This is a genomic window from Bifidobacterium sp. UTCIF-39 (genome assembly GCF_006408715.1).
Taxonomy (GTDB): Bacteria; Actinomycetota; Actinomycetes; order Actinomycetales; family Bifidobacteriaceae; genus Galliscardovia; species Galliscardovia tissieri.
Genome location: NZ_JEOG01000001.1, coordinates 153,330 through 165,761, shown reverse-complemented (window position 1 = coordinate 165,761; position 12,432 = coordinate 153,330). Strand labels below are relative to the sequence as shown.

The 12,432-nt window shown below is 60.9% G+C and carries 7 protein-coding genes; 2 read left to right on the top strand and 5 right to left on the bottom strand.

Translation table 11 applies throughout. The features are described 5' to 3' along the window. Nucleotides 1–184: 184 nt before the first annotated feature. Entirely contained in the window at nucleotides 185–1,552 is a 1,368-nt protein-coding gene (locus EP30_RS00575; protein ID WP_140555220.1) for a substrate-binding domain-containing protein, read from the top strand. A 189-nt stretch (nucleotides 1,553–1,741) separates the two neighbouring features. On the opposite strand, the gene EP30_RS11265 is transcribed toward EP30_RS00575, so the two are convergent. The 5 genes from EP30_RS11265 to EP30_RS00550 all read right to left on the bottom strand — a co-directional run bounded on the left by EP30_RS11265 (nucleotide 1,742) and on the right by EP30_RS00550 (nucleotide 10,261). Next, entirely contained in the window at nucleotides 1,742–3,490 is a 1,749-nt protein-coding gene (locus EP30_RS11265; protein ID WP_140555218.1) for a phosphatase PAP2 family protein, read from the bottom strand. A 212-nt stretch (nucleotides 3,491–3,702) separates the two neighbouring features. Next, nucleotides 3,703–4,398: a 5'-methylthioadenosine/S-adenosylhomocysteine nucleosidase gene (gene mtnN / locus EP30_RS00565; RefSeq protein ID WP_140555216.1), complete on the bottom strand. Its 696-nt coding sequence runs from the start codon at nucleotides 4,396–4,398 to the stop codon at nucleotides 3,703–3,705. A gap of 77 nt (nucleotides 4,399–4,475) precedes the next feature. Next, nucleotides 4,476–5,750: a 3-deoxy-7-phosphoheptulonate synthase gene (locus tag EP30_RS00560; RefSeq protein ID WP_140555214.1), complete on the bottom strand. Its 1,275-nt coding sequence runs from the start codon at nucleotides 5,748–5,750 to the stop codon at nucleotides 4,476–4,478. Between the two features lie 259 nt (nucleotides 5,751–6,009). Next, nucleotides 6,010–8,889: a family 78 glycoside hydrolase catalytic domain gene (locus EP30_RS00555; RefSeq protein ID WP_181160721.1), complete on the bottom strand. Its 2,880-nt coding sequence runs from the start codon at nucleotides 8,887–8,889 to the stop codon at nucleotides 6,010–6,012. Between the two features lie 238 nt (nucleotides 8,890–9,127). Continuing rightward, on the bottom strand, nucleotides 9,128–10,261 hold the full coding sequence (locus EP30_RS00550) for a 3-deoxy-7-phosphoheptulonate synthase (RefSeq protein ID WP_140555210.1): 1,134 nt from the start codon (nucleotides 10,259–10,261) through the stop codon (nucleotides 9,128–9,130). 426 nt (nucleotides 10,262–10,687) lie between these two features. Here EP30_RS00550 and EP30_RS00545 point away from each other — a divergent pair, with 426 nt between their 5' ends. Then, nucleotides 10,688–11,701: a ribose-phosphate diphosphokinase gene (locus EP30_RS00545; RefSeq protein WP_094662245.1), complete on the top strand. Its 1,014-nt coding sequence runs from the start codon at nucleotides 10,688–10,690 to the stop codon at nucleotides 11,699–11,701. Nucleotides 11,702–12,432: the final 731 nt, after the last annotated feature.

The window sequence follows — 12,432 nt, the reverse complement described above, 5'->3', positions numbered from 1 at the left end:
CAAAAGATGAAAAAGTTGAAAATATGACGTCTGACCATTCGTGAAAACCGTATAATTTCTAAGAACTTTACCGATATCAAGCGACGGTTTTGCCATCGATGGTATGCTTGTTTGTGATCAAAACGGTATACTTATAACCAGTTCGATGATAAATTGACGCAATCCCCAACATCAAGGAATCGCTATGTCCACCTTCAACGCCGCCTCGGACGGCACCACGACCGCTGCACAACGCAGTTATCTGCCCGCAGAACGACAGGATATGATCCTGAGTCTGCTCACTCGAGAGAATGTGGTGACCGTCCCCGCATTGGCGAAGTATCTCGGCACCACCGAGATCACCGTGCGGCGTGATCTGTCCGTGCTCGCCGACGCCGGACTGCTGCGTAGGGTGCGAGGCGGTGCCATGTCGATCGGCAGCACCGAATCCGACGGTTCAGGCACGGACCACGCGGTGTCGGTCGGTGGAACCCGCGCGGCGATTGCCGAAACTATTCCCGCAGGGGCAGCCGCCACCATCGCCGAACACGCCGCCGTCACCGCGAACATTACGGCACGAAACAGCGAACCGCTGCTGAACGACACCACGATCGACCGGCTCGACCGCACCATGATGCCGCTGAACGACGAGGATCTTCGCGACATGAGCATCGGCGTTCCGCAACCTGTCATTCCTGCGGCCACTGCGACCCCGACCGCGCGCAACAACCACGGCAACAACGGCGTGATCGGACTCATGTTCCCCGAACCCAGCTTCTTCTGGCCCACCGTGATCGGCGAGATCCAGACCGAGGCCGCCAAACTCGGCTATCAGGTGGAGATCCGCGAATCCTCCTACGAACGCATTCGCGAAAACGAGATTCTTGACACGTTCGGCTCCGTGAACAATCTGGTCGGCATCATCACCTCCCCCAGCTCCGAGGAGGACGTTTCACAGGCGTCGTGGAACTGGATCAACCATTCCCCCGTCCCGGTGGTCATCGCCGAACGCGATCAGCCATACTCATCCAACGTGTTCCACGACTCCGTGCGCACCAACCATCCGTATGGCGTGCGCAAGGCCATCAACCACTTCCGTGAGCGAGGACATCGTCATGTGGCGGCCGCGTTCACGCTCACCCCGACCTCCGAGATCATCGAGGAGGCGTGGCACCAGCTCGTCGACAAGACGAATCTGCTGGAATGCCCGTTCGTGTTCGACGGCATCCAGCCCTACGACACGCACGGCGTGGAGGAGATCGTGGAACGCACGCTCGACTCCGAGGCGACCGGCCTGCTCGTGCATTCCGATTATCTGGCCATCGCACTCGCGCAGGCGTTCGAGCGACATGGCAAGCGTGTACCCACGGATATCTCGCTGATCTCCATCGACGGCTATGCCACGCCCAGTTCGCGTCCGCTGACCGTGCTGCGTTCGCCGCAGCACGAGTTCGCCACGGAATGCCTGAACACGTTGCTGTGGCGTCTTGAGCATCCCGAGTGGCCGTCGCGTCATATGCTGATCGATCCGCGGTTGATCGATCGCGGCTCCGTCGCCACGATCGGTGACTGAGTATACGTTGTATACGCTGGCTTGTGACTTGGTGAATACGGGCGACTGATTCGATCAGCCGCCCGTATTGATATTCGATTGGTTATTTGGTTGGTTATTTGATCAAAAAGGGGAGTGATCGGACGTAAAAGCCACGATCACTCCCCTAATTATTCAGTTGTGTATTCAGTTATTCAGTTGCCGATGGCTTCAGGCGCGGCGACGGCGGATGACCATCGCGGCACCGGCGACGGCGATCACAGCAACCGCAACCACGATGCCCGCGATGGCGGTACCGGTGCGGCTGAGCTTGCCGGTCTTGGCGGCGTTCGTACCGTTGTTGGTCTTGCCGTTGTTGGTACCGGCGTTGCCGTTGGAGCCGTTGGAGCCCTGCTGGCCGTTGGCACCGTTGTTGCCGGCATTGTTGGTACCGGCGTTCTGGCCGTTCTGACCGTTGTGGCCGTTCTGGCCATTGTTGCCCTGCTGGTTGTTGTCAGTCTGGCCACCATTGTTGTTGCCGTTGTTGTCAGAACCACCGTTATTGCCACCATTGTTGTTGCCGTTGTCACCGGTGTTCACGGTCACCACGGACGGGGCGGTCTGGCCAGGCTCGACCTTGACGACCTTGCCGCTCTTGTCGAGCGTCACCTTGGCGCTGTAGGCCTTGGCGAGGTTGATACGGGCCCAGCCTTCGGAGGAGGCGTCGAGCGGGTATCCAGAGTCGCCTTCGGTGGCGGCGAGCACGGCCTTCTTCTGGTCGGCGGTGAGGTTCTTGAACGCAGCCACGTTGTCGAGCATGCTCACTGCGGCGTCGGGCACCACGGCGGCCTGACCGGCCTTGCCGGTCTGCTGGAAGCCGTAGGTCATGCGGGCGGTGTAGGCGTCGATGGCGCTCTTGCGGTCGGTGACGGCGGTCTTCACCACGTCGTCGGTGAAGCCGTTGGTGTAGCCCTTGTCGCTGCTGGCACCGGTGTTGGCGATGCAGGCCTCGAGGGTGTCACCGTGGCCGTCGGCCTTGCACTGGGCGGTGAGGTAGTTCACCAGCTCGGTACGGGCAGCGGCGGCATCGGCCTTGGCCTTGTCGTTGCCGCTGACCGCGGTGGCCACGCCGTACTGACCGGCGATGTGGCCGCCGAGGATGTCGAGCGGGTAGTGCACTCCGAGCACGATGCGGTTGTTGCCGGCCTCGGACACACGGGTCATGATCTGAGGGCCGAGCTCAGGCAGGATGGCGGACAGGCCCACGCCCTGGGTGAAGGCGAAGGTGGTGTGGCCGGACGGGAAGGAACCGGATTCGGCCAGTCCCTCGTACTCGTTGTCGGGAGCCTCGCCGTCACCCCAGTCGAAGTTCTCGTAGCCGGGGACCTTCTTGATGTCAAGGGTGCTCTTGAGTCCCTTGAGGTCGATCTTCTCGCCCTTGTAGTTGGCGCGATCCACGTACGGGCGCGGGTGGGCGTAGGTGCCCTTGGCGTCGCCGGTGCTCACGGACTTGTCCATGGCCTCCAGGAAGGCCGCGGTCTTGGGCAGCTTGCCGGCTTCCATGTCGGACTTGAAGTAGCCGCCGATGGTCGGGCCGAGGGCGTCGTACAGGGTGTTGGTGGAGTTCATCTGGGCATCGGACAGGGCGCGCTGATCCTGCGCGGTCTTGCCATCGGCGCCGAATGCGGCGTTGTTGATGCTTTCGGTCAGCTCGTCGTCGTGCTGCAGCGTGGCGACGCCGGCGTCAGTGGCACCCTTGTTGGGCGTCCAGTAGGTGTTGAAATCGGTCAGCAGCGAGGTCAGTCCCTTGCCGCCATCGGCTGCCGGGCTTTCGGCCACGTCGTACTGGATGAAGCTCTGCTGATTGCTGCCTGTCGTGGTGGCAGCCGAGGCCGTGGACGCGGCAAGCGGCGTCAGCATGGCCACGGCGGCGAAGCCGGCGACGGCTCCCTTTACCGCGGTTGCGAATGCATGTGTCATATTCTTCCAATCCTCACACTGGAAACAACAATGCCGATGCGTTCCTCGTCGTCATCGGCATACTGCGGTTCCCAGTGTGGGGGAACGTCGGTCAAGGCGCACCGTCGGACAGAGAGAAATCAATGTCGCGCAACCTTGCGTTCACCATGATTCACTTGGCGTTCATCATCGAATCATCTGAACGCCAAGCAGTGCGATTGTGCAAACAGCCATCACAGCCGTCCGAGAATATTGATCACCAGCTTGGCGGCCGTGTCGGCGTATTCGCTGATGTCGAACTCCTTGAACGTCTCGTATTCGGTGTCGGCATTGTCGCTCAGCGCGCGGATGACCAGTGCGGGGACGCCGTTGCGGGCGGCGACGTGCGCCACGGCGGCACCTTCCATCTCCACGGCGTCGGCACCGGTTTCGGCCTTCACCTTGGCGGTGTTCTCGTCGCCTTCCACGAAGTAGTTGCCGGTGGCGATGACGCCGGTGATATGCGTGATGCCCATCTCGTCAAGTGCCTCGCCGGCCACGGACAGCAGATGCGGGTCGGAGTGGAATTCGTCGGTCTTGGGTGCCGACTGGGCGATCAGACGCATGTCGGTGTCAAGATAACGCAGCGTGCCGCCGAGCACCACGTCGTTGATGTGCAGATCCTTGTTGAGATTGCCGGCGATCCCGGAGAAGATCACGGACTCTGGCGCATAGACGTCGATGAGGTGCTGCGTGGTGGAGGCGGCGTTCACCGTGCCCATGCCGGCCACGGTGGCGACCACGTGCAACGTCTCACCGGACGCGGCGGCGAATGTGCCTTCGGTGACGTTCAGACCGGCTTCGGCATGCGTGACGGCGTCGGTCAGCGAACGGGCGATGAGCGCGACCTCCTCGTCCATGGCTCCGATGATCGCGATCGTTCTGCTCATTTGCACTCCTTTATATAGGTATGGATTCGGGGGATGGGATTCGGATCAGACAGTTCGTCGGCCAGTCAATCAGTCGATCAGTTCCAGCGGCGTTCGCTGACCGCGGCGGCGAGTTCGCGCAGCAGCTTCTCGGTCTCCGGCCAGGAGATGCACTTGTCGGTGATGGACTTGCCGTAGATGAGCTGCGGCAGCGGCGCGGCCGGCTGGTTGCCGCCCTCGAGGAAGCTTTCCATCATGATGCCGGTGATGCCCTGTTCCCCTGCGGCCACACGCGCGGCGATGTTGCGCACGACTTCGGCCTGACGGTGTTCGTCCTTGCCGGAGTTGCCATGCGAGGCGTCGATCACGAGTCCGTGGGCCGCCGCGGAATCGGCGGGCATTTCGTCACGAACCGCCTCCATGGCGATGCGCACGGATTCGGCGTCGTAGTTCGGACCGTGGCTCGAACCGCGCAACACCACATGACAGTCGGGATTGCCGAGCGTTTCGACGGCGGCGGCACGTCCCATGTGATCGATGCCGAAGAACGTGTGCTCCTGGGCGGCCGCATAGCATCCGTTGATGGCCGCCTTGACGGATCCGTCGGTCGCGTTCTTGAATCCGACGGGCATGGACAGTCCGCTGGCGAGCTGACGATGGATCTGGCTTTCGGTGTTGCGAGCGCCGATCGCACCCCATGTCACGGCGTCGGAGATGAACTGAGGCGACGTCGGCTCAAGAAACTCGGTGGCCGCCGGCAGTCCGGCATCCAGCACGTCGAGCAGGATGCGGCGGGCGAGCAGCAGGCCCTTGTGGATGTTATGGCTGCCGTCCACGTCGGGATCGTTGATCAGACCCTTCCATCCGACGGTGGTACGCGGCTTCTCGAAGTACACGCGCATCACGATCATGAGCTCGCCGTCCAGTTCCTTGTTCAACGCGGACAGTCGACGCGCGTAGTCGAGCGCGGCCTTGGGATCGTGTACCGAACAGGGGCCGACGATGACGAGCAGTCGATCGTCCTGCCCGTACAGACATGCGCGCACCTGATCACGCGAACTGGCGACCAGCTCCCGGGCCTCGCCTTCCAACGGCTGATCGGACAGCACTTCGGCCGGCGTGGGCAGCGGGTCGAGTTCCATGACCCGTCGATTGACGATACGGCTGATGCCGACCTGATCCTCCCAGCGCGGAATGCCCTGCACGTTGAGCGGGTTCTTGCCTTCATCCAGTGCGCGACGGATAGCGCGCAGCTCATCGCCGCGGTTGCCGGAACCCTCGGCATCGACTGCGGTATTCGCAACATCGGCATGTGCAGTAGTGGTATTCGACTTGTTCTCTGTGTTCTCGTTGTTCTCTGTGTTCTCGCTCATCGAGATCCTCCCCCGACATGGCCCGTCGCCGCCATCGTCCATCGTCATGCATCGTCATCCGCATGCATCATGACCGGCCATCTCACCGGTTGCCGACGATCCGTTGCCATGTCAATCGTCCAACTATACAAAGCTCCCCTCATTGTACGGAATCTACGGAATGGTCGAAACCGCACGAACGAGGAGAGCCACGTTCTGGTTTTTGGCAAACCAACTACGTTGTTTCACGTGAAACAACGTAGCCAGCCACCCGGTCGGATCACGCCTGAATGACGTGACGCCCAGCGGTCAGCCCATGAATACGACGCGCGCCGGCCGGATACGAACCCTGCGGAATCGTGGACGGCATGCCGTACCGCGCGTCCGCGACCACCGTCTCCACACCGTCAAGCACGATCGGCGCACCGGATTTGGTCGGCGGCACGATCACATCGGCGGTCGTACCGATCGGCACGACCAGCGTGATCTCGATGCCGTCCAGCGACTGGTCCTCGGCGGTGGGCACCGTATCGCCCAACACCTTGTATCCAGCCTCGATCACACCAGTCGCAATCGGCACCTTGGCGCTCGCTTCGCCAATGGAACCGGGCTGCGGCGCCATCACAAACTCACGGAATCCAGGCTCCAGCGGGTGCACACCCACCATGTAGCGCGGCAGCAGGAACGCCGGCGACGCGGCCCACGGGTGCGAATACGTGGTGTTGCTCTTGAGATCGCGGCTCCACGCCTCCATGGTGGCACCGGCACCCTCATCGATCATGTGCCGCCATGTGCGCTCGCCCTCGGAAGCGGCCATCAGCTCGTTGGCATACACGCCCTGACCGCCCTTGTAGAGTCCCTCGAGCAGCACGGACGCCACATACACGCTGCACGCCATGCCCTTGGAGCGGATGAACGCACCCACGCGAGGCAGACGCTCGGCGGGAACGCGCGCAAACGCCAGCGCAAACGCGGACGCATGCTCAGAGCAATGCGCGATCTGCCTGCCGTCCACGCCCGTATCCAGACCGTCGGCGTAGGCACCCACCTCGTCGTTCCACAGATACTTGTTGATGGCCTTGCGCATACGGGACGCAATACGCTGGTAGCGACGGCTCTCGTCGACCTTGCCAAGCTTCAGGGCGAGCACTCCCGCGCACATATAGCTCTGTGCGGCGAGCGCGTTGATCACCGTGTTCACACGACCGAAGACGAATCCGTCACGCTCGGCCGGCGGCCAATCCACCAGATCGCCGTCCATGGTGCTGCTCTCGCCGGGATCCTTCACGATCAGTCCGGTCGTGTCATCGAGATACTTGTCGGGCAGCATCGCAACGATCCTGTCCCACTGCTCGGCGGCCTGCTGCAGGGAACCGGTCTGCACCCACGCGTCGTACACGGCGAGTACCAGATACAGCGGCCACTCGGTGGGCCACGTACGGTTGGCCAGCAGATAGTCGATGGAGTATTCGCCGAGTTTGGAATCGGCATCCAGCGACATGTGCGCGCGCTGCTGCAGCCACGCGTCGGCCTCGTACGGAATGCGTTCGCGCGTCCATGAATCCACATACATATTCACATTGAGTGATTCGACGGTGTTGCGGCACAGCTGCCACACCTGATTCATCGTCTCATTCGACGACACGAAGCCGTCGGACGGACCGTGGAACGGATACAGCAGCGCCTGCGCCTCGAGCGCGGTGTCGCTGTCGAGCAGTTCACGCAGCAGTTCGGCGTTCTCGTCATTGCTTTCCGTGGGCAGGATCTCCACGTAGCGGAACACACGGAGGCCCCACGTGCGCGCGGTGACCGGCACGTTCAGTTTGTTCGGCACGTAATGCCACACGTCCTGATACTCGTTGTATGCGTCGAGACGGTACTGCACGGTGCCCTGATCGTTCAAGCGCTCGCCGAAACGAATCACCAGATCGGTGGGACGGCTCACCCGGGCAGCGAGACGGATGCCGCCGGCGACGGCACGGCCGAAGTCGACGATCAGACGACCGTCGTCGGTGATCCACTTCTTCACCGCCTTGCGCTCGCGCAGGGTGGGCTTGTCGAACGGCGTGGCCTTGAGTTCGTCGAACGCGGGCTTGACCTTGGAGACGGCCCAGTCGATGTCGTCGTAGCCCACTTCGGACATGCCACGCGGATAGGCGGCCGCCTGAATGTTCTCGGCGGGCAACTCGTACACATGCGTGCCCACGGACGCGCCGTCAAGCCATACGTTGTTGCCCACGCGGGACAGCCAGTCCTCGCCGGTGCCGAAGTGCGCAAGCGTGCCGTCCTCGTACATGACGTCGAGCTGCGCCATGAAACGCTGATCCTCGAGCGCGTAGGCGATCACGCCGATGAAGTTGTCACGGCCGGGCACCAGATAGCGGGTCACATCGTAGCCGTCGTAGCGGGTCTCGCCGTCGATCGGGAAGGTGGGGCCGAATCCGACGAAGTGGCCGTTGAGCCACATGCGGTAGACGAACTGACGGGCGCGGCTCACGCTGGCGGCCGTCGCGTTGAGCGTGGCCCAGCGGATCGGCTTCTTCGGCAACGTGATGTAGCCGCGGAACAGGGCCCAGCCCTGCGAATTGTGCTCGCTGGTCATGGGATCGGGGCGCTTGGCGAACTGATCGTCGGTGCTGATCTCACGATCCTTGCCCGCGATCGACTCGGGCAGTTCCACGGTGCGGTAGGGGTTGGCGGTGAGCGGGTCAGGCCAAATCGGTTCGGCGGCCTCCCAGTGCTTTCCGGCACCGGTGCCGAACGTGGTCGGTTCGCTCCACGCGGTGGGTTTGCTGGAATCCTCGGTGCCGCGCCATACGCGTACGGAGGCCCAGTAACGACGACTGGGAGCCATGTCGATGCCGGAAAGCGAAACGCCGTCGAAACCGTCGCCCTCCACATGTCCGGAATCCCATACGTCGCCATTGCCGGATTCGGCCTTGTCGTACGTGGACGACACGATCACCTCGTACGCGACGACCGTATTATTCGCAGTGACCTCATCCGCCGCGTTCACCACGCCCACGTCCACCAGCGGGACGGTCCAGCGCAATACGGGAACGCCGCCCGGTTCCAGATCGACCGGTTCGATGCGATCATTGACCCTCAGATTGGTGGGAGCCTTGCTCTCTACGACTACGACGACCGTCTCGTTGCTCATATTCTCTCTGCCTCTTCGCACGGAAATGATTGTTGCCGTAATCATTGTCTCGCAGAATATGCCCAGCGGGGGAATGACCATGCCGCATGTTGCCAAGAATTGGCCGTATTGTTAGCCAATATACATAATCATCGGGAGACATCGGAAAACACCGGAAACGGATCTGGGTATGACCAGATCACGAGAGAACGGTTCCACGTCCCCCGATGCCCGATCACACCCAGATCGTTGTGTAGGTTCAGTTATTGCGACGAGTGCGTACGGACTGAGCCAGAGTGCGCAGGAGTTCGGCGGTGCGATCCCACGGCACGCAACGGTCGGTCACGGACTTGCCGTACACAAGCTGATCGAGCGGGGCGGGCTTCTGCGCGCCGGCTTCGATGAAGCTCTCCATCATGATGCCGGTGATGCCCTGCTCGCCGGCGGCGATACGCTCGGCAAGATTCTCCACCACCTCGGCCTCCACGACCTCGTCCTTGCCGCAGTTGCCATGCGCGGCGTCGACGATCAGACCGACCTTGCTCGGACCGGGGGCATTCGCCTTACGCAGCGCCTCAAGCGCGGCCTTCACCGACTCGGTATCGTAGTTCGGGCCATGACTCGAACCGCGCAGAATCAGATGGCAGTCGGGGTTGCCCTTGGTCTCGGCGGCGATCACATGACCGTCGAGATTGATCGACAGGAAGTGGTGTTCGAAGCTCGAGGCGTAGCAGGAATCGGCTGCCGCCTTGATCGAACCGTCGGTGGAGTTCTTGAAGCCCACCGGCATCGACAGGCCGCTGGCCAGCTCACGATGCACCTGGCTTTCGGTGTTGCGCGCGCCGATCGCACCCCAGCTGATCGCGTCGGACAGGTACTGCGGGGTGATCGGATCAAGCCACTCGGTGGCCGCCGGCACACCCTGATCAAGCACGTCCGACAGCACGCGACGGGCCAGGAACATGCCCTTGCGGATGTTGAACGTACCATCCAGATCAGGATCGTTGATCAGGCCCTTCCAACCGATCGTCGTACGCGGCTTCTCGAAGTACACACGCATCACGATCACCAGATCGTCGTTCAGCTCGCTCTTGAGCTTGGCAAGACGCTGCGCGTAGTCATGCGCGGCCTTGGGATCATGAATCGAGCAGGGACCCACCACCACAAGCAGACGATCGTCACGGCCGTGCAGCACGTCACGAATCTCCTGACGGGAACGGGACACCAGATCCAGCTGCTTATCGCTGAGCGGAATGTCACGGATAAAGGAGCGAGGTGCCGGAATAGGGTCAAGCTGATAGATGTTCACATCCATCGTTTCGGGAAAAACCGCGCGCTCCGAGAGATTGCGCCGTTCATCTTCGCTGCTGTCAGGTCCGCGAAGAGCTGCCATATTTCTCACCTCTTTCATTGCTATGTATTGGATAGCATTTGTGAATTGCCATGCCCCTCCATGGGCACGGACTACATCACTATAGACGAGCCGTTGCGAAACCGCCGTTTTGTCTCACATTCTTGCCGTTCATTTCTCCGCCCCTTCTCCCTTAGTGTGATCACACTATCGTGACGAATCCCTCCAAAACGTTGAAATTCCAACAACCCCGTTTTTTAGTGTGATCACACTAAGGAGTGAGGAGGGTCAAAAAGCGGCGATCTTCCACAATGTGGAATGAACGGACGGTTGCCACTTCGTAAATTGGACGAGTTTGAGGAAAAACCACTCCCCCGGCCATTCTCGCCGCGGATTCCCGTACCCTGTATAAAGGAAATGACGCGCCGACCTACTACTATGTCTTGAGGTCGAAAGGAGATCGCCAACATGGCCACGGTATTGGAAGAAACCCCCATTCGCAAACTCGCCGTCGTTACTGGACGTGCATATCCGGAGCTGTCCGAAGCAGTGGCGAAATGTCTGGGACTTGACATTCTTCCGACAACCGCCTATGACTTCGCCAACGGCGAGATGTACGTGCGCTTCACCCAGCCCGTGCGCGGTGCCGACGTGTTCGTGATCCAGAGCCACACCGATCCCATCAACAAGTGGATCATGGAACAGCTCATCATGATCGACGCACTCAAGCGCGCGTCCGCCCGTTCCATCACCGCCGTGCTGCCGTTCCTTGGCTACTCCCGTCAGGACAAGAAGCATCAGGGCCGCGAGCCCATCACCGCACGACTCGTGTTCGACCTGTTCAAGACCGCCGGCGCCGACCGCATCATGACCGTGGACCTGCACGCATCGCAGGAGCAGGGATTCTTCGACGGCGTGGTCGATCATCTCACCGCCATGCCGATCCTCATCGACTACGTGCGCAACCACTGCGAACTCGGCAACGTGACCATCGTCTCCCCCGACGCCGGCCGCATCAAGGTCTCCGAGCGTTGGGCCGCCAAGCTTGATAACCGTCCGCTCGCCTTCATCCACAAGTCCCGCGATATCACCCGTCCGAACCACGCCGAAGCGCATGGCATCATCGGCGAGGTTGCAGGCCGCGACTGCATCGTCGTCGACGACATGATCGACACCGCCGGCACGATCTGCGAAGCCGTGAAGGTGCTGCGCAACGCCGGCGCCAAGAGCGTGACGCTCGTCGCCACGCACGGACTGCTGTCCGGCCCGGCCGTGGAACGACTCAAGTCCTGCGGTGCGCGCGAGATCATCCTCACCGACACCGTGCCGGTTCCCGCCGAAAAGCGCTTCGATGGCATGACCGTGCTGTCGATCGCCCCGCTGCTGGCCGCCGGCATCCGTTCCGTGTTCGAAAGCGACTCCGTGACCCATCTGCTCGAGGGTCTGCCCAGCGACATGCGCGCTCGCAATATTTATGCGTGATGTGTGGTTACGTGTGATGCATTTATGCGTGATGCGTGATGCGGTTGACCACTAACTGATATCAACTGATATCAAGTGCGTCGCACGGCACACAGCACACAGCACACGATGATGAAGGTGTCTGACTCGTATACGCTTCGAGTCAGACACCTTCGTGTTTATCGGGCACTGTTATGACCACTGATTGCACGATTGCAAGGACAGACCAATGCGTTCCTTGCATCATCGTCTGTCCTCACTGCAGATTTTTCGTATGAGACGCTGCGATACGCCCGATCACGTACTGATGATTGGCAGAGAATGATCAATCGGCCGTATTGGGGATTCTCTGTCACAGGCTTTGGCACAGAACGACGATGCTGTCGACTTTTGCATTCTGTGCCACAGACCTCGGCAGAGAATGACAATGCTCTTGATTTTTGCATTCTCTGCCACGATTCCTTGCCACACTATGCGGCAATACTCTGTTTTCGTATTCTCTACCACGACGATGTGGCAGAGAATGCACGAAATTGATCTATCACGCTTCTCTGCCACAAGCGTCATGACATCAAGGGATGGGATAGACCGTTATTACCCAGAAATCGATCAATAATCCGCGATTTCATGCCGTTTTCCATGGCAGAGAATGGAACAATTCGTCATCCGTGGATTCTGTGCCACAGCCAGTGGCAGAGAATGCTGTACGTGCTCAATATTGCATTCTCTGCCACGATACGAAGGCATGACGC